At 62.6% G+C, this 19,613-nt stretch carries 19 protein-coding genes and 1 tRNA gene; 13 read left to right on the plus strand and 7 right to left on the minus strand.

The annotated features are described in order from the left end of the window. Positions 1 to 3 precede the first annotated feature (3 nt). Both NATGR_RS18150 and NATGR_RS18155 read left to right on the plus strand, forming a co-directional pair. On the plus strand, positions 4 to 369 hold the full coding sequence (locus NATGR_RS18150; protein WP_005580618.1) for a DUF7344 domain-containing protein: 366 nt from the start codon (positions 4 to 6) through the stop codon (positions 367 to 369). A 48-nt stretch (positions 370 to 417) separates the two neighbouring features. Beyond that, positions 418 to 1,356 (plus strand): DMT family transporter, encoded by a 939-nt coding sequence (locus NATGR_RS18155; protein WP_005580619.1) that lies wholly within the window; start codon positions 418 to 420, stop codon positions 1,354 to 1,356. A gap of 2 nt (positions 1,357 to 1,358) precedes the next feature. On the opposite strand, the gene NATGR_RS18160 is transcribed toward NATGR_RS18155, so the two are convergent. The 4 genes from NATGR_RS18160 to NATGR_RS18175 all read right to left on the minus strand — a co-directional run bounded on the left by NATGR_RS18160 (position 1,359) and on the right by NATGR_RS18175 (position 5,507). Further along, on the minus strand, positions 1,359 to 1,625 hold the full coding sequence (locus NATGR_RS18160; RefSeq protein ID WP_394295379.1) for a hypothetical protein: 267 nt from the start codon (positions 1,623 to 1,625) through the stop codon (positions 1,359 to 1,361). Positions 1,626 to 1,855: 230 nt separating this feature from the next. Continuing rightward, complete coding sequence (locus NATGR_RS18165) at positions 1,856 to 4,087, minus strand: CDC48 family AAA ATPase (protein ID WP_005580623.1); 2,232 nt, start codon at positions 4,085 to 4,087, stop codon at positions 1,856 to 1,858. Between the two features lie 332 nt (positions 4,088 to 4,419). Then, complete coding sequence (locus tag NATGR_RS18170) at positions 4,420 to 4,884, minus strand: hypothetical protein (RefSeq protein ID WP_015233911.1); 465 nt, start codon at positions 4,882 to 4,884, stop codon at positions 4,420 to 4,422. 218 nt (positions 4,885 to 5,102) lie between these two features. Continuing rightward, the gene (locus tag NATGR_RS18175; protein ID WP_005580625.1) at positions 5,103 to 5,507 is read right to left on the minus strand and encodes a hypothetical protein; all 405 of its coding nucleotides are present in this window, start codon (positions 5,505 to 5,507) and stop codon (positions 5,103 to 5,105) included. Between the two features lie 59 nt (positions 5,508 to 5,566). Here NATGR_RS18175 and NATGR_RS18180 point away from each other — a divergent pair, with 59 nt between their 5' ends. Together NATGR_RS18180 and NATGR_RS18185 are read left to right on the plus strand one after the other, a co-directional pair. Continuing rightward, the gene (locus NATGR_RS18180; RefSeq protein WP_015233235.1) at positions 5,567 to 6,559 is read left to right on the plus strand and encodes a transposase; all 993 of its coding nucleotides are present in this window, start codon (positions 5,567 to 5,569) and stop codon (positions 6,557 to 6,559) included. A 744-nt stretch (positions 6,560 to 7,303) separates the two neighbouring features. After that, on the plus strand, positions 7,304 to 8,779 hold the full coding sequence (locus NATGR_RS18185) for a hypothetical protein (RefSeq protein WP_049887885.1): 1,476 nt from the start codon (positions 7,304 to 7,306) through the stop codon (positions 8,777 to 8,779). Between the two features lie 84 nt (positions 8,780 to 8,863). Here the strand turns inward: NATGR_RS18185 and NATGR_RS18190 are convergent, their stop codons facing one another. Next, positions 8,864 to 9,613, minus strand: coding sequence for a hypothetical protein (locus NATGR_RS18190; protein ID WP_005575969.1), 750 nt, complete (start codon positions 9,611 to 9,613; stop codon positions 8,864 to 8,866). A gap of 95 nt (positions 9,614 to 9,708) precedes the next feature. On the opposite strand from NATGR_RS18190, the gene NATGR_RS18195 reads away from it, so the two are divergent. Continuing rightward, on the plus strand, positions 9,709 to 10,494 hold the full coding sequence (locus NATGR_RS18195) for an AAA family ATPase (protein ID WP_005575970.1): 786 nt from the start codon (positions 9,709 to 9,711) through the stop codon (positions 10,492 to 10,494). Positions 10,495 to 10,790: 296 nt separating this feature from the next. Here the strand turns inward: NATGR_RS18195 and NATGR_RS18200 are convergent, their stop codons facing one another. Beyond that, positions 10,791 to 11,948, minus strand: a complete 1,158-nt coding sequence (locus NATGR_RS18200; RefSeq protein ID WP_005575971.1) for a CBS domain-containing protein — start codon at positions 11,946 to 11,948, stop codon at positions 10,791 to 10,793. Between the two features lie 98 nt (positions 11,949 to 12,046). Here NATGR_RS18200 and NATGR_RS18205 point away from each other — a divergent pair, with 98 nt between their 5' ends. The 4 genes from NATGR_RS18205 to NATGR_RS18220 all read left to right on the plus strand — a co-directional run bounded on the left by NATGR_RS18205 (position 12,047) and on the right by NATGR_RS18220 (position 14,806). After that, positions 12,047 to 12,373: a lycopene cyclase domain-containing protein gene (locus NATGR_RS18205; protein ID WP_005575972.1), complete on the plus strand. Its 327-nt coding sequence runs from the start codon at positions 12,047 to 12,049 to the stop codon at positions 12,371 to 12,373. A gap of 74 nt (positions 12,374 to 12,447) precedes the next feature. Next, positions 12,448 to 13,221 (plus strand): CAP domain-containing protein, encoded by a 774-nt coding sequence (locus NATGR_RS18210; protein ID WP_005575973.1) that lies wholly within the window; start codon positions 12,448 to 12,450, stop codon positions 13,219 to 13,221. Positions 13,222 to 13,283: 62 nt separating this feature from the next. After that, on the plus strand, positions 13,284 to 14,075 hold the full coding sequence (locus tag NATGR_RS18215; protein WP_005575975.1) for a YihY/virulence factor BrkB family protein: 792 nt from the start codon (positions 13,284 to 13,286) through the stop codon (positions 14,073 to 14,075). Between the two features lie 59 nt (positions 14,076 to 14,134). Next, positions 14,135 to 14,806 carry a hypothetical protein gene (locus tag NATGR_RS18220; RefSeq protein ID WP_005575976.1) on the plus strand — a complete coding sequence of 224 codons (672 nt, stop codon included), beginning with the start codon at positions 14,135 to 14,137 and terminating at the stop codon, positions 14,804 to 14,806. A gap of 503 nt (positions 14,807 to 15,309) precedes the next feature. On the opposite strand, the gene NATGR_RS18225 is transcribed toward NATGR_RS18220, so the two are convergent. Next, positions 15,310 to 15,384 (minus strand) — tRNA-Val (locus NATGR_RS18225). Between the two features lie 169 nt (positions 15,385 to 15,553). Here NATGR_RS18225 and trpD point away from each other — a divergent pair. The 4 genes from trpD to trpG are packed head-to-tail and all read left to right on the plus strand — an operon-like array spanning position 15,554 to position 19,597. Continuing rightward, positions 15,554 to 16,564 (plus strand): anthranilate phosphoribosyltransferase, encoded by a 1,011-nt coding sequence (trpD, locus tag NATGR_RS18230; RefSeq protein WP_005575978.1) that lies wholly within the window; start codon positions 15,554 to 15,556, stop codon positions 16,562 to 16,564. Beyond that, positions 16,561 to 17,223: a phosphoribosylanthranilate isomerase gene (locus tag NATGR_RS18235; protein WP_005575980.1), complete on the plus strand. Its 663-nt coding sequence runs from the start codon at positions 16,561 to 16,563 to the stop codon at positions 17,221 to 17,223. Before trpD ends, NATGR_RS18235 begins: the two co-directional genes overlap by 4 nt. Further along, positions 17,220 to 18,980, plus strand: coding sequence for an anthranilate synthase component I (gene trpE / locus NATGR_RS18240; protein ID WP_005575982.1), 1,761 nt, complete (start codon positions 17,220 to 17,222; stop codon positions 18,978 to 18,980). Before NATGR_RS18235 ends, trpE begins: the two co-directional genes overlap by 4 nt. Then, a complete protein-coding gene (gene trpG, locus NATGR_RS18245; RefSeq protein ID WP_005575984.1) occupies positions 18,980 to 19,597 on the plus strand; it encodes an anthranilate synthase component II in 618 nt (205 codons plus the stop codon). Before trpE ends, trpG begins: the two co-directional genes overlap by 1 nt. The last annotated feature ends 16 nt before the right edge of the window (positions 19,598 to 19,613 follow it).

Raw genomic sequence — 19,613 nt, forward strand, 5'->3', positions numbered from 1 at the left:
GGTATGAACGAGCCCACCGACCGCCGAATGGCAGCCGCTTGCTCCCTTCTCGCCAAGGAAAAGCGCCGATATCTCCTCTACCAACTCGCCGAAGACGAGACTGCTCACATCGAAGATCTCGTGACCCAGGTCGCCGCGTGGGACGACACTGTCTCGACCGGGCAGATCTCCAGCGAAACCCGACAGCAAACCTACGTCTCGCTTGTGCACAACCACCTTCCGCGTCTCGCCGACTACGACATCATCGACTACGACCTCCGCAGCGGCGACATCGTCCTCGCGGACGGCTTCGACGACATCAAACCGCTCCTCGAGCAGTTCAAACAGACCGAAGAGAAGCAGGAACTGCGCGAGCAGCCGCCGCTGTGACGGTTTTCGCATCGAAATGCAGAGGGAAGCCAAAGCGAGAGTACTGGTGTGAGTCAGTATCGGAACGTCGGTCTCTTCCTGACGCTTGCGGCCTGCTGGGGAACGGCGTTCGTCGCGATCAGTGCCGGTCTCGAGTACGTTCCGCCGGTTCTCTTTGCAGCACTGCGGTACGACATCGCCGGGATCGTGATGCTCACTTACGCAGCCTACGCGCTCGAGGACGGTCAGTGGCTGCCGCGGGGCCGTCAAGGGTGGCTGGTCGTGGCTGTCGGTGCAGTCCTGTTGATCGCGGCCTATCACGCCTTCCTCTTCGTCGGACAGCAACACACGACCGCGGCAGCGGCCGCGATTCTCGTCAGTCTCTCACCCGTCCTGACCACCGGATTCGCGCGGGTGTTTGTTCCGTCTGACGCACTGTCGATTGTCGGCGTCGGCGGCGTCGTACTGGGGCTTGCCGGCGTCGCGGTCATCTCCCAACCCGACCCATCGGACCTGCTGGCACCTGATTTCGTCGCGAAGTTACTCGTCTTCTGTGCCGCGGCATCGTTTGCGCTCGGGAGCGTCCTCACGCGCCGGATCGATTCCTCTCTTCCCATCGAGACGATGGAAGCGTGGTCGATGCTCGGTGGCGCGCTCGTGATGCACGTGGTTAGCCTCGCGCTCGGCGAACCGATAGAGCCCACAGCCTGGATGCATCTGGAGGCACTCGGAGCGCTCGGCTACCTCGCGTTGGTCGCGAGCGCACTCGGCTTCCTGCTTTACTTCGACTTGCTCGAACGACTCGGTGCGGTCGAGATCAACATGGTCTCGTACGTCGCACCGATTTTCACGGCAATCGTCGGTTGGCTCTATCTCGGCGAAGTCGTCGACGCGACGACGCTTCTCGGCTTCGCGCTCATCGCCGCCGGCTTCGCGCTCGTGAAACGACGAGCGCTCAGAGAGGAGCTCGACCACGTCAACCGACTGTCCTCGAGACTGAGGGAGTGACCTCACCGGCGATACGAGTGACCGACGTACAGCGCGACCAGGTTGAGAACAACCAAGCCGAGAAAAGAGAGCGTCTCGAGGGCAGCCGACAGGCCAGTGAGAAGCAACGGAACGTGGAGAAACGGGAGCCCGATTCCAGCCCAGAACCCCGCCTTCCGGATCGACGGTGCGAGCGACGGGACGGCTCGTTCGAGGGGCCGGCGATGGTCGTCGTCCGGTTCGTTCCCAGACGTCCGTTCGCGGGCCACGGATGGCGACGAGTCCGACATCGAGATACCTGCTAGACTATCGCCCTCCGATCGCATATATCGCCACGACGGTTTCGATCGGTTGGAAGGGATTCACGCCAGTAATCGGTTAAAACGACGATTAGCCGGACCGTTCTACGACCCGAGATCGCTCGTCACTCGAATCGACGACCCATCACGACGATCAATCCTCGTTTGTAACGCAGTAGGTGGACCGTTCGGCGACGAGAGAAAAGCGACCGCGCCTCGAGTTACTGGAATCCGATACGGCTGCTGCGGCGACCGGTCGGGTCCGGACCGCCCGAGCCGCCCTGGAACTCCTCTTCGATGCGCTCGTAGTAGTCGAGAATCTCGTCGGTGATCGTCGGTCGGACGTTCTCCATCGCCTGTCGGAAGTGACTCATCTCGACCACATTTGCCTCTTTGTCCTCACGCAGCGCCTCGATGGCCGCCTCGCGGGCGATCGACTCGAGGTCGCTGCCGACGTAGCCGTCGGTGATCTCGGCGATTTCCTTGAGAGTGACGTCGGCGGCCAGTGGTGTGTTCTCGGTGTGGATCTCGAGGATTCGTTCGCGGCCGTCGATATCGGGTTCGCCGATCATGACCAGCCGGTCGAACCGACCCGACCGCAGGAGTGCGGGGTCGATCATGTCCGGACGGTTGGTCGCACCGATCACCATCACGTCTTCCATCTCTTCCAAGCCGTCGAGCTCGGTCAGCAACTGGTTGACGACCCGCTCGGAGACGTTCGAGCCGGTTTCACCGCCACCGCGGCCGGGTGCGAGCGCGTCGAGCTCGTCGAAGAAGATCACCGTCGGCGAGACCTGACGGGCCTTCCGGAAGGTCTGGCGGATCGCTTTCTCGGACTCGCCGACCCACTTCGAGAGCAGTTGCGGGCCACGGACCGAGATGAAGTTCGCATTGGTCTCGTTGGCGACGGCTTTCGCCATCAGAGTCTTGCCGGTGCCCGGCGGGCCGTAGAGCAAGACGCCGGCCGGCGGGTCGATGCCGAGCCGGTCGAACCGTTCGGGGTTCGAGAGCGGCCACTCGACGGACTCTTTGACCTGGTCTTTGGCCTCGTGGAGGCCGCCGACATCGTCCCACGAGATCTTGGGGAGTTCGACGAGCACCTCCCGCATCGCGGAGGGTTCGACCTCGTTTAACGCGCCACGGAAGTCTTCGCGCTTGACGATCATCCGGTCGATGAGACTCGGCGGGATGTCCTCCTCGTCGAGATCGATCTCGGGGAGGTACCGGCGCAGTGCCTTCATCGCGGCTTCTTTCGTCAGGGACTCGATGTCAGCCCCGACGAAGCCGTGGGTCTCGTCGGCGAGATGGCCGAGGTTGACGTCGTCGGAGAGGGGCATGCCGCGGGTGTGGATCTGGAGGATCTCCTCGCGGCCCGTCTCGTCGGGGACGCCGATCTCGATCTCGCGGTCGAACCGGCCCGGTCGGCGCAGGGCGGGGTCGACGCTATCGACGCGGTTCGTCGCGGCGATGACGATCACCTGGCCGCGGGCCTCGAGGCCGTCCATCATCGTCAACAACTGGGCGACGACCCGACGTTCGACCTCGCCGGTGACGTCCTCTCGCTTCGGTGCGATGGAGTCGAGTTCGTCGATGAAGATGATCGCGGGCGACTCCTCGCTTGCGTCCTCGAAGATCTCCCGAAGTTGTTGTTCGGACTCGCCGTAGTACTTCGAGATGATCTCCGGGCCGGCGATAGAGAAGAAACTCGCCGAGGTCTCGTTGGCGACGGCCTTCGCCAGCAGGGTCTTCCCAGTACCCGGCGGTCCATGGAGCAAGACTCCCTGTGGCGGCTCGATCCCCAGTTTCTTGAAGATCTGGGGGTGTTTCATCGGCAACTCGACCATCTCGCGGACCCGCTGGATCTCGCTCTGGAGCCCGCCGATGTCCTCGTAGGTGATCCCACCACCGGTCTTCTCGAAGCCGGAGATCGGCTCCTCACGGAGTTCGACGTCGGTATCCTCGGTGATGAGGACGACGCCCTCGGGTTCAGTTTCGACGGCGATCAGCGGGATCGCCTGGCCGGGAGAGCGCATGAACGGGTGGTTCGTCGAGGACATAACCGGGACGATGTCCCGGCCGACGACCGGCCGTTTGAGGATCTGTCGTTTCACCATGCCGGCGGCGTCGGAGCCAAACTGGACCGATGCCTCCTCCGGCGGCGCGAGCACGAGCTCTTCGGCTTTCGTCGCCTCGGCTTTCCGGATCGTGACGCGCTCGCCGATGCCGACATCGGCGTTCTGACGGGTGAAACCGTCGATTCGAACGGTATCCGTGTTCCAGTCCTGCCGGTCTGCCCGCCACACCTTGGCGGCGGTCGTATCCGCACCTTCGATTTCGATAATGTCGCCCGGACTCAGCTTGAGATGTAGCAGCGTGTCCGGGTCGAGTCGGGCAATACCACGACCCGAGTCGTTCGGGTATGCCTTCGCAACCTCCAATTGAACTTCGTTCATGATTCGGGATGGACGGCGATGTCAGTGATTCCGATTCGTGATCGGATAGGTTTTTTGCTCATTCGAGTTTGAGGAGTGCTACCACGTCAAGCAACGGCTGGAAGATACATAGATGTGACGGCATCGGCGGTATCGTTGTCGACCTATCTCCTGAATTTCGGTGGCAGTCTCCCGTGGCCTCGTCCGTCACGTCGACCTAGTGGCGGGCCAAGCCTACACTGATGGGTCGAATCTGGCGGTGTGGCTCGATTCGACCCGTCAGTCGACGGTTGGGACGGTACTAGTAACGAACTCACTCACGAGGACGTCAGGTGTCCCCCGTCGGGTACCCGTCACTGGTCGTCGCTCGAGGTGGAAACGACCACCGAGCCGTCTTCGCCGTCGACGCCCTGAGAACTCGAGGCGGATGTCGACTGGTTCAGCGCGGTCGACTGTTCGACCTCCGCTCCGTCCTCACCTACCGAAACCGATTGTGAGACCGACACGTTCTGCTGAGACACGTTTTGGGTGACGGAGACGCTCGTCGAACTCGAGTCCGTCGAGACTCCGTCTCTGATCGTTTCGTTCGAGACCGCTGTCTCGGTCGAGTCGCTCGAGACGGACACCTCGGAGTGTGCCGAGACGTTCGCCTCGTCACCGGCGTCGCTGGTCGTGGTGTCGACGAGTACGTTCCACATGGCTGTGTCCTCCGTGTCGGCATCACCCGTCTCGTCGATGGCCCCCGCGGGACTGCCGACGACGCCGGTGATCCCTGCCAGACAGACGAGTACGAGCACGCCGGTCGTAATTCGGTTCATGGTTTTCGAGGCACAGAGGCTGTGTCTACTCGAGGACAGTTGAACCTCGAGAACTGTTTCGTCGGTAAGCACTGGCTTCTGGGTCGGTGTGACGAGCCCACAGCCAGTCTCCAGACCGTCGAGCGAGTGCAGTCGGCGACGCGAGACGGGTGTTGCAACTCGAGGCTGTGACGTTCCACGTCGAAAAATCGATTCGGACGTCGCTATCAGCCCCGATGTTAGCCGATGAGGTTGAAGGCGGCGACGTTAGCTTCCTGGGTGGCGGTGTTTTGCTGGTCAACAGTCACGGTTGCATTGTCGGCATTCACGTCACCGCCGTCACCGCCGGAGGCGTCGACGGTATTGCCGTTGTCACCGTTGTTATTCTCTTCCATAAGTGCAAGTCCACCGTCACCGCCATCACCGGCGACACCAACGTTGGCGATGTTCACCTGTTCACCGCTCTGAGACTGGTCAACCGTCGCGTCAGCCGTCTGCTCGATTTGCGGAACGTCCGCGACGAGCTCCTCCTCGGCTGGCGGTGCGTCTTTGTAGTCGTGTGCCGCTGCGGTTCCGGCAAGCCCCATGAACGTGAGGCCGCCGACCACTGCTACCATCATCGCAAGTGTGAGTACGCGCTTCATAGTTGGAGGGTGTCATAGAACGAGTAGCACACTAAAGAGCAGGGTGAACGCTGAGGTGGATGAGTTCAGCGACCCTGCAAGATGACCCTTCGGTAGACTCGTTTTTCAATGTCGTGGAGACCGAGACGCTAGCGCTGTTCGAGCACCTTTCCTTCGAGTTTCTCGAAGAGTTCGACGTGTTCGCCCCGGCGGAGACGGGGCGAACACGAGACCACGAACCTCCAGAGCTGATGCGTGGCTTTCTCCACTGCTACTACAAGGACATCTACGGCATTCGCCCCGTTGAACGAGAGCTACGGAATACAGTTGTCTGGCTGAGCTGTGGGTTCGATCGACCGCCGTCGAGAGACGCGGTCGATCGCTTCCTCACCGATCTCGAACACGTCGTTGACGAGGTTTTCGACCACCTCGTCGAGCAGGCCGCCTTGCGGGGCCTGCTCGACTTGACCTACTCCATTGATTCAACTGACGTGAGGGCGATGCCTGCCGATCAAGACGCGTCGAAGTGCTACGATCCAACCAACGACGAGTACTACCACGGCTACGGCTGTACAATCGTCTCGACCGGGCAAAAGATCCCGATTGCGGCGGAGTTCACAGAGAGTAAACAAGCGACAGAGGAGACGGCGATGCGCGTCACCCGTGACGCGCTCGCCGTCGCCAAGCCGATTTGGATGGTCGGTGACAGTGCCTACGACACGCTGGACTGGCACGACCACCTGCTGGCTGCAGGGGTCGTGCCAGTCGCCCCGTACAACGCGCGAAACACCGACGACCCGAAAGATATCGAGTATAGGGTCGAAGACCGTATCGAACAACACAGCGAGGACGTTCAGTTGAAGCAGTCCACGTTGGATGAGACGTACAACCGCCGTACTGGAGTCGAACGAACCAACGAATCAGTGAAGGACTGCGGCCTCGGGCGAACGCACGCCCGAGGCCGCGTTCACGCACGATCGCAGGTGTTCCTCGCTCTGTGCCTTCGTCTCGTCATCGCAATTACCAACTACGAACGTGGAGACAATCCGGGAAGCACCGTGATCACGGTGTGAGAACTCTTCTATGACACCCTTTAGTTGGGTTACTAGGCACGCATCACGCGGGCGGGCCGTAACTGGGCTGCAACTCGAGTGCAGAGCGACGGCTCGTCGGGGGAGGCTCCGCCATCTCTACTGCAACTGCCGCTGTGACGCGTTGCCCAGTCGCCACTCATCACGGATTGGCACTTGAACCCGGAGAACGGTTTCAGTAGAAGTAGTGTATTAGAATCGTTGTGGGGACTATTCGGTTGTCACTCGAGAGAGTTCACAGCCGACGAACGAACTTCTGTTCCCGGTACGACGATACTATACCGGTCGTTTCTCTCAGTTACAGCCTGCGTCCAGTGACGGAAACCTCGAGTAACAGTCGAATAGTGGACTGATTACTGACAGCGGGTACCGGTTGGTGATGCCGACAGTCGTCGATCTCGACAGTTCACTGCAAACGAGACCGTAACTGCCCGTCCTCCCGAGAATCTCGTTTGCTACCAACCCACACGAAATCGGGTATCCACCGCCTGTAATTCGAAGTTTCCGCTTTCGATCTCGCTGTGTCCGGCCCCGATCGGGTAGGCCACAGCATCTCCGAATCAACTGACAGATAACAAAGTCTACCATCGAGATACGAAGGTTCACGCCGTGGAGATGCAGGAACAAAAGACTCTCACGGCTCACGTCAAACGAATCATGACCAACACGACGACGATACGTTCACAGTGTACGACGGTTCTTCTGGCATGTATAGTCGCCTTAGCGATGGTAGCCGGTGGCGCACCGGCCGTCGCAGCCGGTGACGACGCTACGGCAGAGTCAGTCCACGCCCTCGAGAACGGTGAAGACCTCTACCTGGTCTTCGGAGCCGATCTCGGCGACATGACACTCGAGGAGTATATCGAAGCGCACGCGTCCGGTGACCAGGTGGCCGACGCCGAGGTCACCCAGTACCAGGACGTCGATCAGGTGAACATCAACCAGCAGGCGAACGCGACCTCCATCTCGATGGACGGTGGTGAGGCCACCGCAGTTCAGGAGGCGACCCAGCAAAACGACGCGATCCAGTTCGGTGATGCGACGGCCTCGAACGTCCAGACCACCGAGTTCGAGGATGTCGGTACCGTTAACGTCGTCATCGGCAACGGCGACGGCAAGCACTTCGATGGCTGGGGCGTCGCGGACAAGAAAGGCGACAAAGCTGACATCGATCCCGACCAGGCCGCAGACGCCGAAGTGACCCAGGTTCAGGAGGTCGGTCAGCTGAACTACAACGAGCAGAACGTCGCCTTCGCGATCGCCGAAAACGAGAGCGAAGCGATCGCCATGCAACAGTCCGAACAGGCCAACCAGAACCTCCAACAGGGCGTTGCTAACGCGACCAACGTCTACGCGGGCGGCGAGTTCACCGATCAGTCCGCGAGTGCGTCCGTCGAGCAGGGACAGGCAGGCGACCAGCTGAACGTCAACGAACAGGACGGTGCCGTCGCGATCGCCGTCGGCGAAAACAGTACGGCGACTGCAATCCAGTTCACCGAACAGACCAACCTCAACCAGCAGATCGGTGAGGCCGACGCTGCGAACGTCATCGACGCGATGCCCGGGATGAACGTCGTGACGGCCGGCTTCGATGGCGACAACGGTATCGTCCAGACCGAGGGACAAATCGAGGGCCTCCACGGAGACAAAGACAAGAACAAGGCCAAGGACAAGGACAAGAACAAAGACCACCACAAGAAGGGTGAAAGCGTCCAGACCGCGACCAGCGAAGTGACCCAGAGCCAGGAAATCGAGCAGATGAACGTCAACCTCCAAAACACCGCGCTGGCGTACGCGACCAACGGTAGCGAGGCGACTGCGATCCAACTGTCCTACCAGCAAAACGTCAACGCGCAGGTCGGTTTCGCGGAAGCGCTGAACGTCTACGCCGGACCCAGTCACGTCCACGACGGCGTCATCGCCTCCGAGACGACCAGCGTAACGCTCGGCGGCGACGACGTCGAAGACATCGACGGGATCGCCTACGACTACGACGCTGCCCAGACCAACGACGTCGAGCAACACGCGAGCGCTCAGATCGAACAGGTCCAGTTCGTCGACCAGCAAAACGTCAACGAGCAGCAGGCTGCTATCGCCGTCGCCGAAAACGGTGACAGTGCCGACGCTGCCCAACTAGCCATCCAGGAGAACGAGAACGTCCAGTTCGCTTCGGTCGCTGCGACGAACGTCTGGGCCGCCTAAACTCGAGTTCCGTTCGCTCTTTATCGGTCGGCTTTCGGTCGACGTGGTCACTACGGATCGGCTTCCAGTCAGTTCGAACCGCCGCTACTCGTCTTCGGTCGTCTCACCGTCGGTTCGATGTTCGGCGAGGGCTTCCTCGATCGTCAACTCGCCGGCAGCGACCCGTCTGGCGAGTGTCTCGTCGATCGCCCGGTTCGTCTCGCTTTGCTCGCGGGACCGGTCTTTGATCACCTGTAGCTCGCCCGCAGTCGGCTCGATCTCACGAGCGTCGACCACTTCGCCCTCGAGTCGGGCGATGTTGACCGCCGCGAGGACGTCTTCCATCCCTCTTCCACCCGTGCCGAGATACGGTGTCGTCCCAGTCTCGTCGACGAGTTCGACGCGGACGTCCTCGAGGTCGTTGACGAGTCTCGCACTCTGGAGCCGGGAGCCGTCACCGATACGGACGATCGGGTTGGCTGCCTCGCCCACCTCGCGCTGAATGACGTCGACGGCGTCGGCCAGTGGCACCTGGAACGCGGCGACGACCATCTCACCGGCCAGTACGGCGATCCCCGGCTTTCGTCCTGGATCGACGCCGATTATCGTTCGGCCGCCGTCGCCCCGAACCGCGGTCAGTGCCTGATCGACCGCTCGACGTGGTGAGTCGGGGGCAGCGACGATCGTCGGCACGCCAGGAAAGGCTGTTGCGTGATCCGCATCAGTGACGACGACGGCAGTTTCTCCGGGGAGTTCCTGGTCGAGTTCGACGGTCGTAAACGTCGTTCCGCGGTCCCGTAGCTCGTTGACGACACCGTGATACACTTCGAAGTCCGACGTTGCGACGACGATCACGGGAGGGGCTTTGTCCCCGTACCGAATAAACGTATCCGGACGCCGGCCGCGATCAGTTCCGGGGGCTTTTTGCGCCGAACGGGCCAATTCCATCCGTGAACGACGAGGCCATTCCGACCGGCTGTGAGCCGGTCGACGACCTGCTCGGTGGCGGGTTCGAACGCGGAACCGTCACCCAGCTCTACGGGACGCCGGCCGCGGGCAAGACGAACCTCGCGCTGTCGGCTGCCGTCGAGACCGCCGCCGCAGGCGGAACGGTCGTCTACATCGACACGGAAGGCGTTTCCGTCGACCGCTTCGAGCAACTGCTTTCGGCTCGAGTAGCAGCCGACGGCGACCCGTCCCTGGAGAAAAAGAGAGGGGACGGCGGGGACGAGCCATCGGCCGAAGAGGAGAACGACGAGAAACTCGGCGTCGAGACGACCGCCTCCCGGATCGTCGTCGAAGACGCCGTCGACTTCGAGGAGCAAGCCGAAGCAGTCCGCGATGCCGAAGCGTTCGCCGAACGCGCAGACCTGATCGTCCTGGATAGTGCGACCGGCTTCTACCGACTCGAGCGAACCGATGACGGCGACGAAGGAGAAGCGCTGCGTCAGGTTGCCAGACAGGTGACGCATCTCCTCTCGCTTGCTCGCAAACACGACCTCGCGGTGGTCCTGACGAATCAGGTCTTTGCCGATCCCGACGCCGATCGCACACGCGCGCTCGGTGGCAACACCTTAGAGCACTGGACCGGAATCGTCGTCCGCCTCGAGCGGTTCCGTGGCGGAAACCGGCGTGCGACGCTCGAGAAACACCGGTCGAAACCGGCCGGAGAGTCGGTGCAGTTCAGGATTACGGACAGCGGACTCGAGGGAAGCGAGGAGAGTCAGCGATTCTGACGAGCACTCGAAAGAGCGGCTGGGTCTAGTGTCCCAACCGTCGACTGACGGGTCGAATCGAGCCACACCGCCAGATTCGACCCCGCAATGCAGGCGTGGCCCGCCACTAGTACCATCCCAAGCGTGAACCGACTAGTTGAGAGTTGGCCCAAACCAATCACGATTCTCGATCAGGAGTAAAGCGCACTAGTCAGAGTAGACTTGGGGCGCTACTAGTACCGCCCCAAGCGTCGACTGCTGAGTGAACCCAGACGACCGCATTCGGTTTCACTCATCCGTTCAGGCTTGCCAAAGCACTAGAGTTCGTTCAACTTGCGAAGGAGCTGTCCACGGTACTCCTCGTCGCTCGTGACGCCTTTGATCTCCAAGACGTTGCGCTCGAGTTTGTCGAGTGCAACGCGGAAGGCGCTTTCTGCACCGTAGCCTTCGCCGGTGCCGGCGACCTGGCCCTTGTTCGTCCGCAGTCGGATCTGACAGTGAACCAGCGGCGTCCCGCGGAGTTTCTCCTTGTGTTCCTTGAATCGGACGTGCGCGTGAAGCACCTGCATGTCGGCGTACTTGTCGGCGACACCCTCGATGCTCTCGTGAATCGACTCCCGGCTGATCGTATCCAGCAGGGAGACGTTGGTGATCTGGACGTCCATGCGTTCCTCTTCGGTGTAGGTCAGCGCCCGCAAGACGTCCGTCTTGGTGACGACGCCGGTGACCACCCGGTCGTCGTCTTCCGGCGTCACCATCAGCCCGGCATAGTCCCTGTCGAGCATCTGCTCGACTGCCTCTTTGGCCGTGACATCGAGCGTCGTCGTCGCGACCGGGCTAGTCATGATGTCGTAGATGGGGACGTCGAGCAGCCGCTGGGAGTCGCCGACGCGGTCGCCGGTCGTCGTCGTGTCGTTTTTCCTGATCGCGAAGTCGGCGATGTCGTGGGTGGTGACGACCCCGGTGAGATAGCCGCTCTCGTTGAGAACCGGGAGTCTGGAGATACCGTGTTCCCGGAGACGGTTGATCGCCTTGCCGACACCGTCGTCTTCACGGACCGTCACCGGGTCAGCCGAATAGACGTCCTCGACCGTCAGCGTCTCGAGATTGTCGAGGACTGCCTCGAGAATTGCGTCGTTGGTGATGACGCCCCAGAGTTCGTCGTCTTCGAAGACCGGAGCGACCTTCGAGTTCCCCTCGATCAGCAGTCGAGCGGTCTCCCGGATGTCTTCGTCCCGAGAGATTTGGGGGGCCGGATCGTTCCGGCTCGGTTTCGTGAGCGCCGCCACCTTCGCGTCGTCTTCGACGTGGGACTGGAGGACCTCCCGTTCGCTGATGACGCCCTCGTATTCCCCGTCGTTCGTGACGATAATTCCCTTGGGGCCGCCGTTCTCGAACGTAGAACGGACCTTCCCCATACGCGTCCCGACGTCGACTTCGATGTAATCCTCGGTGGCGATATCAGCGATATTCATCGTTACGAGTGGATGTACTGTGGCCGGGGTTTTGAAGATATTGCCTGTTCCCACCTGCCTCGGGAAGGTTCTTGAACGCCGTTCTGGTACGTGTGTTCATGGCACCCGATATCAGCGTGCTCGGTCGATACACGTATCTCGCAACGGAGGTCTTCTGGGGCGCGATCGCTGCCCTGTTGCTTCGGCGCGCGAACGCGCTTTGCAAAGCCGCCGTGACGATCCTCGCACTGTACCCGATCGCGTACGTCTGGGACCGGTACACGCTCGAAGTCGGCGTCTTCGACATCCAACTTCGAACCGGAATCGACGTCGCTGGCATCCCGCTGGAAGAACACCTGTTTATGGCCGTCGTGCCGGGACTCGTGATCGGCTTCCACGAGACGATTTTCGGGACGAACGCCGAGAGCAGCGAAATCGGCGACTAGTTGCCGATCCGACGCGTATCAGTTCCTGCAACCGACCGTCGCCCTCATACTTCAGGAGACGCACGTCTCCGTCAATGGGACGCCCTCCTCGGACGCGGGACTCGAGCTATCCGCCCGGCGACCGGACGGACCGGGGACTCCTCCGGGGACTGGTTCGACTGCTCGCTCTCGCGCTCGTTCTCGGTGCGGTTGTGGTTGCGACCGCCGCGTTCGCACCGACGATGCTGGACGAGCTCGACGACCTAGAGCGGATCGACGACGTCGAGGTCGTCGACGGGCCCAGCCCAAGCGCCGAACCGCCGCCTGCGGGCGATCGAAGCCCCGATACAGTCGATCCGGCAGATCCGGGCGAGTCGACATACGAGACGAGTGTCGAGACCATCTCGTCGGAGACGGTCGAGGACTTCGTTCACGCCGCGGTCAACGACCGGCGGGCCGACCACGGCCTCGAGCCACTCGCGTGGGACGGCACCGTCGCCTCCGTCTCGCGGGCCCACAGCCACGACATGGCCAACCAAGAGTACTTCGCACACACGAATCCCGACGGCGACGGTCCGTACGATCGGTTCGGCAACGTCGACAGTTACTGTCGAGCGTACGGCGAGAACATCGCCCTGACGTGGGTCGACCGACCCGTCGAGGAGTCGGGCAACGGCGACGTGGTCGAGTATCGGACGGCAGAAGGAGTCGCGGACGGCCTCGTCGCTCAGTGGATGAACTCTACCGCACACCGCGAGGCGATTCTCGAGGAACACGCCGGCCACGGTTGGGATCGCGGCGGCGTCGGCGTCTACGTCACCGACGAGGGCGCGGTGTATGCCTCGCACAATTTCTGCCTGACGCTGTGACGCGCCCGCAGGAATTGCGAACTCGATACCACACTCTTGATGCTACTCGTCGTATCCCACCTATGGATGTCGAGGGGATTCGGGATGTGCTTACCTCGATCTATCGGACGGCAAGCGAACGGGAAATCACGTTTCTCGCGGCCGGTTTCGCCTACTACGCGTTCGTCTCGTTGATACCGATAGTGTTGCTCGCGCTGGTCGTCGGTTCGCTGTTCGGCGGCGAGGACGCGGCACGACGACTGGTCCTCGTCGCGGGCGATTTCTTCCCTGCAGCCGGTGAGGACCTCATCACCGACGCACTCGAGACCGAAGCAGGACGGACAGAGGCGACCGTCGTCGCACTCGCAGTCGGTATCTGGGGGACGCGAAAGGTGTTTCGAGGCCTCAATCTCGCGTTCGAAACGATATACGACGATGTCGGCGAGGTCACGTTACTCCAGAAGGTACGGAACGGCATTATAGTCGTTTTCTCAGGCGTTGGTGCGCTCGTGCTGATGGTCGTCATCGGAGCCATCCTTCGGCTGGCAGAGAACACCGTCCCGTTCGCGGGGGCGATCAGTTGGATCACGCTGTTTCTCGGGCTCGTCTTCGTCTTCGCGCCGATCTATTACGTCTTGCCACCGATATCGGTCACGGTAAGGGAGATCGTCCCCGGGGTCATCTTCACGGCTATCGGTTGGTCCCTCCTGCAAGTTGGCTTCCAGTTGTATACGAACGTCGCCGGCCAGTACCAGGCCTACGGTGCCGTCGGTGCCGTTCTCCTCTTCGTTACCTGGCTCTACTTCGCCGGAATCATCATGCTGATCGGTGCCGTCCTCAACGTCGTCTACTCTCGGCCGTCGCTCGCAGCCTGACGTTCGGCTCAACGCGTACAGGAGAAAGATTATGTTCACTCGAGTGTCTACTCAACACGATGAGCGACGATCGATCGCAGCGGGACGACGAAGACGACGGTCTCGCAACTGGCGGCATCTCGACCGGCGGCGGTCCCCAGCGCGTCGTCTCCGACGGAAGCGTCGACGACATCCTCGAGTCGCTCGACGAGCCGGAAGCGGACGCAGACTCGAGTCCGGCGATGGAGCCAGGCGACGAGATCGAATCGAACGAGTCCGACGAGACGGGCGAAGACGGATCGAGTGAGGTCGACTCCGACACTGGGTCCTCGATCCAGCTCGGGTCCGCAATCTCGAGTGAGGCCGACGGATCGGACACTCCCCCGACTGGCTCCGGCAAACAGGCATCGGCCTCGAGCCAAGACTCTACCGCCGATCCCGACGAACTCGCTGCTCGCATCGAGAGCGGTGACGTTACCGGTGCCGACGTGCGTGCCGCCGAAGCAGGGGAGGGCCGCGAGTCCACGCCGGAGATCGACGAGGTGGACCTCTCGCTGGACGACCTCGACGTGGGAGACGGCAGTAAGTCTGAGACGAGCGACAGCGACGCTACCAGCCCACTGGCCGGGTCGGTCGGTCTTGCTGACGGGACAGACGACCAGATGCCCGAGGCAGCCGACTCACAGACGGCCGAGACGAACGACGAGACGGCTGGGCTACTCGATCGTCTCACCCGACTCTTCTCGAGGTGAGGTCGGTCCGCTAGTGGTTCTGGACACTGCTCGAGTGTGACGAGAGACTGGTTCGAGACGACGTGCTGTGGTCGGGTGAGCAGATTCGACCCGCATTCGAGGACCTGCGCCGTTCGATCGCAAAGCCTCGGTCCGGTTCGAGTTGAATGGTGGTTGTGCGACGACTCTTTCGCTCACTGGTTCGTCTCCGCGATCGTAGCGCGACACGTTACGCACCGCTCGTCGCGTTGTATCGTCGAGAACTGAGTTGGGGCAGATTTGAACCACGGCCGTTTCGTTTTGCTCCACTCTCTGGCTCAAATCTGCCTACCGTAGCGAATTTGCTGCTCGCGGATTTGCTCGCAGCAAAATTAGTGGGTTGGGACAGATTTGAACCGAAGGAAGACGTTCTTGCTCGCTCACTTCGTTCACTGCGCGAGTTGCGACTTCTAGGGTTCAAACTGACATAACAATTTCTGACGAACGCACTCCCCACTGCGTTCGTCGTGTTAGTTCGTCAGAAATGGGTTGGGGCAGATTTGAACTGCCGGCCTCCTCCATGTCAAGGAGGTGTCATAACCAGACTAGACCACCAACCCGCCTGGCTTCGGCGTCTTGCTGCACTCAGTCGTAGCCGGCCACCGTAATTGAAGGTTTCGGATCGAACGCCGTACGGGAATTCACCTCATGCACACCCTGGCCCCGACACGCTTAAGTTGATGTACTTATTTGCCCATTATAAGACAACTACGTACATTGGTGTTCAGTATGAAGGAGTACGTTGAACGAATCACGAACGGCGGAGATCTCAGTCAGGCGGACGCTCGAGCGGCATCGACGGCCGTCTTTCAGGAGGCGACGGACGCCCAGATCGGCGCGTTACTTGCCGCGTTGCGAGCGAAAGGTGAAACGGAAGCCGAGATCGCTGGCTTCGCCGAAGGGATGCGCGAGGCGGCACGGACCATCTCGCCCGGTCGCGAACCGCTGGTCGACACCTGTGGAACCGGCGGGGACGACTACGACACGATCAACGTCTCCACGACGAGTGCGGTCGTCGCCGCCGGCTCGGGCGTCCCGATCGCGAAACACGGCAACTACTCGGTCTCTTCGTCGTCGGGCAGTGCAGACGTGCTCGAGGTCGCCGGCGTCGACGTCGAAGCGGAGCCGCCAGCCGTCGAGGATGCCATCGAGGAAGACGGCATCGGATTCATGCTCGCTCCTGTTTTCCATCCCGCAATGAAAGCCGTCATCGGACCGCGCAAGGAACTCGGCGTGCGGACCGTCTTCAACGTGCTCGGACCGCTGACGAATCCTGCAGGCGCGGACGCACAGGTCGTCGGCGTCTACGATCCAGCCCTCGTTCCCGCACTCGCGGACGCGCTCGCGCGGATGGACGTCGAGCGTGCGCTGGTCGTCCACGGTTCCGGTACCGACGAAATCGCGATCCACGGCGAGACGGTCGTCGCCGAAGTAGCAGGCAACACTGTCGAGGAGTACACCCTCGAGCCCGCGGACCTGGGACTCTCGAGCCACGACATCTCGGATATCGCGGGCGGCACCCCCGAGGAGAACGCGGCCGACCTGCGCGGGATCGTCGAGGGCGACGTGACCGGGGCGAAACGCGACGTCATTCTCGCTAACGCTGGCGCAGCGATCTACGTTGCCAGCGAGGCGGACACCCTCGAGGAAGGCACAGCGATCGCTCGCGAAGCGATCGAGGAGGGCGGCGCTGCGGCGAAACTCGAGCAGCTCGCGGCACCGAAACCGGAGGCACGATGAGTGGGCCACGGGTCAAGATCTGTGGAACGACGAACGAACCGGATCTCGAGACCGTCGTCGATGCCGGCGCGGACGCCGTTGGGATCGTCTGTGACGTTCCCGTGGACACGTCACGCGAGGTGGCGGTCGAGCGGGCGACCGAACTGGCTGCGACCGTCCCGCCGTTTGTAACCGCCGTGCTCGTGACGATGCCCGACGACATCGCGCACGCGATCGACCTCGTCGAGACCGTCGGCCCCGACGCCGTCCAGATCCACGGCGGCTTCGAGCCCGGCAACCTCGAGACCGTTCGCTCGAGGACGGACACCGATGTCCTGGTCGCCGTCGACGCGGCCGCGCCGACGACAGCCAGGCGCTACGACGGAGTCGTCGACGCGCTCGTGATCGACTCGGCCGACGACGACGGTGCCGGTGGAACCGGCGAGACCCACGACTGGGAGCGAACGCGGGCGGTCGCGGACGGCCTCGAGTCGCCGGTCGTTCTCGCGGGCGGATTGACACCCGACAACGTCGCAAACGCCGTCGAGACGGTCGATCCCTTCGCGGTCGACGTCGCGAGCGGCGTCGAGGCCAGCGGCGGCGTCAAAGACGAGTCGGCAGTCGAATCGTTCGTCGAACGCGCCACGACCGCACGCTCCGCGATGGAGTCGAGCCCATGACGACGTTCGACCTCGACCGTGAGGCCTTCCGCGAACACGTCGACCGCGGGGATCGACCAGTCGTCGTCCGGACCGTCGCGACCCTCGAGACCGAGACGACGCCACTGGGTGCGTACGCGGCGCTCACTGGCCGCACACCCGAGAGCGACCGGGACCGATCGCCGTACGCGTTTCTGCTCGAGAGCGCGGAGAAGACCGCATCGAGCGACCCGGACGGCGCGTTCCGCCCTAGTTCGGCGGGCGCGGAGCGCCACGCCCGCTTCTCGTACGTCGGTTACGATCCCGAGGCCGTCGTCACGGTCGGCCCCGAGAGAACGGATGTCGAGACGCTGTCCGACGACGCTCCCCTCGAATTGATCGACACCGAGGTCGGGGACGACGCCGACACCGTCGATGCGCTGCGAGCGGCGATGCCCGACGTGCGGTTCGAGAACGCGCCGAATCACGGCCGTCAGCACCTGACCGGCGGCCTCGTCGGGTTTCTGGCCTACGACGCGGTCTACGACCTCTGGCTCGAGGAGGTCGGCCTCGAGCGACCCGACTCGCGGTTCCCGGACGCGCAGTTCGTCTTGACGACGAAGACGATCGCGTTCGACGAACGCGAGGGCTCCGTCTCGCTCGTCTGTACGCCGGTCGTAGCGCCCGGCGACGATCCGGACGCGATCTACGACGAGATGCAGGCCGAGGTCAGGGAGGTGGCGGAGACGCTGCGGGAGGACGGCGGCGACGGGCCAGAGACCGACGGTTTCGTCCGCGAGGACGAGGCCGCGGGCTCGAAAGCCGACTACGAGGAGAGCGTCCGGAAAGCCAAAGAGCACGTCCTCGACGGCGACATCTACCAGGGCGTCGTCTCCCGGAAACGAGAACTGTACGGCGACGTCGATACGCTCGGGTTCTACGAGGCGATGCGGGAGGTCAACCCCTCGCCGTACATGTACCTGCTCGAGCACGACGACCTGACCGTCGTCGGCGCCAGCCCGGAAACGTTAGTCTCCGTGCGCGGGCGTGAGGTCATGTCGAACCCGATCGCGGGCACCTGCGACCGCGGGACGAGCCCCGTCGAAGACCGCCGGCTCGCGGGCGAGATGCTGGCCGACGAGAAAGAGCGGGCCGAACACACGATGCTCGTGGACCTGGCGCGAAACGACGTTCGCCGGGTCTCCGAGGCCGGGACGGTCCGTGTCGACGAGTTCATGAACGTTCTCAAGTACAGCCACGTCCAGCACATCGAGTCGACGGTGACGGGCCGACTGGCGACGGATTCCGACGTGGCCGAACCGTGTTCGACGGCCCGGGAGAGTTCGTCTCCCGACGCGTTCGACGCGACGCGGGCCGCGTTCCCCGCCGGGACGCTGTCGGGCGCGCCAAAGGTTCGTGCAATGGAGATTATCGACGACCTAGAGGCCGAACCGCGGGGACTGTACGGCGGCGGCGTCGGCTACTACTCCTGGACGGGCGACGCGGACTTCGCGATCGTCATTCGGACGGCGACGGTAGAAAGTGTCGCGGCGCCACGCGCCGCGGAAAAGCGAGCGAGGAGAAACGACCCGCGAGCAGCCGTCGACGACGGACGAGACCGGATCACCGTCCAGGCCGGTGCCGGACTCGTCGCCGACAGCGATCCCGAAAGCGAGTACGAGGAGACCGAGAAAAAGATGAGCGGCGTCCTTGCTGCACTCGAGGAGATCGAACGATCGGCCGACGAGACCGATTCGATCGGCGACTGCGAGCCACCCGAACCGGAGGTGCGTCGATGATGTCGGCCACGACCCAGAAGGCCGACGGCGGGACGACTCGAGTCCTGTTTGTCGACAACTACGACTCGTTTACTTACAACCTCGTCGAGTATGTCAGCCAGCAGCCAAACACTGAGACCGAGATCGTCAAGAACACCGCCGCACTCGAGGACGTCCGCGCGGTCGATCCAGACGCGATCGTCGTCAGTCCGGGCCCCGGCCATCCGAGAAACGACCGCGACGTGGGCGTGACGATGGACGTCCTCCACGAGATCAGTCCCGACGTTCCGACGCTTGGGGTCTGCCTGGGTCTCGAGGCGGCAGTCTACGCCTACGGCGGGAACGTCGGCCGGGCACCCGAGCCGATCCACGGGAAGGCCTCGGCGGTCGACCACGACGGTGCGGGCGTCTTCGAGGGGGTAGAACAGCAGTTCCGTGCTGGGCGGTACCACTCGCTGGTCGCAACCGAGGTGCCCGACTGTTTCGAAGTGACGGCGACGGCAGAACACGGCTCAGAAACGCTCGTAATGGGCGTTCGCCACCGAGAACACCCGATCGAGGCCGTCCAGTTTCATCCGGAGAGCGTGCTTACGGCTGCCGGACACGACGTCGTCGAGAATTTCCTCTCGATTATATAACGGCGAGAAAGGGAGT

Origin of the sequence: Natronobacterium gregoryi SP2, from assembly GCF_000230715.2 — an archaeon.
GTDB lineage: Archaea > Halobacteriota > Halobacteria > Halobacteriales > Natrialbaceae > Natronobacterium > Natronobacterium gregoryi.

Bases quoted from the DNA above. Each gene is read 5' to 3' on its own strand.
- NATGR_RS18165 (WP_005580623.1), bottom strand. From the start codon at position 4,087: ATGAACGAAGTTCAATTGGAGGTTGCGAAGGCATACCCGAACGACTCG.
- NATGR_RS18210 (WP_005575973.1), top strand. From the start codon at position 12,448: ATGGGACGCCCTCCTCGGACGCGGGACTCGAGCTATCCGCCCGGCGAC.
- NATGR_RS18215 (WP_005575975.1), top strand. From the start codon at position 13,284: ATGGATGTCGAGGGGATTCGGGATGTGCTTACCTCGATCTATCGGACG.
- NATGR_RS18180 (WP_015233235.1), top strand. From the start codon at position 5,567: ATGAGTTCAGCGACCCTGCAAGATGACCCTTCGGTAGACTCGTTTTTC.
- NATGR_RS18160 (WP_394295379.1), bottom strand. From the start codon at position 1,625: ATGTCGGACTCGTCGCCATCCGTGGCCCGCGAACGGACGTCTGGGAAC.
- NATGR_RS18175 (WP_005580625.1), bottom strand. From the start codon at position 5,507: ATGAAGCGCGTACTCACACTTGCGATGATGGTAGCAGTGGTCGGCGGC.
- NATGR_RS18220 (WP_005575976.1), top strand. From the start codon at position 14,135: ATGAGCGACGATCGATCGCAGCGGGACGACGAAGACGACGGTCTCGCA.
- NATGR_RS18185 (WP_049887885.1), top strand. From the start codon at position 7,304: ATGGTAGCCGGTGGCGCACCGGCCGTCGCAGCCGGTGACGACGCTACG.
- NATGR_RS18205 (WP_005575972.1), top strand. From the start codon at position 12,047: ATGGCACCCGATATCAGCGTGCTCGGTCGATACACGTATCTCGCAACG.
- trpE (WP_005575982.1), top strand. From the start codon at position 17,220: ATGACGACGTTCGACCTCGACCGTGAGGCCTTCCGCGAACACGTCGAC.
- NATGR_RS18235 (WP_005575980.1), top strand. From the start codon at position 16,561: ATGAGTGGGCCACGGGTCAAGATCTGTGGAACGACGAACGAACCGGAT.
- NATGR_RS18150 (WP_005580618.1), top strand. From the start codon at position 4: ATGAACGAGCCCACCGACCGCCGAATGGCAGCCGCTTGCTCCCTTCTC.
- trpG (WP_005575984.1), top strand. From the start codon at position 18,980: ATGTCGGCCACGACCCAGAAGGCCGACGGCGGGACGACTCGAGTCCTG.
- NATGR_RS18170 (WP_015233911.1), bottom strand. From the start codon at position 4,884: ATGAACCGAATTACGACCGGCGTGCTCGTACTCGTCTGTCTGGCAGGG.
- trpD (WP_005575978.1), top strand. From the start codon at position 15,554: ATGAAGGAGTACGTTGAACGAATCACGAACGGCGGAGATCTCAGTCAG.
- NATGR_RS18200 (WP_005575971.1), bottom strand. From the start codon at position 11,948: ATGAATATCGCTGATATCGCCACCGAGGATTACATCGAAGTCGACGTC.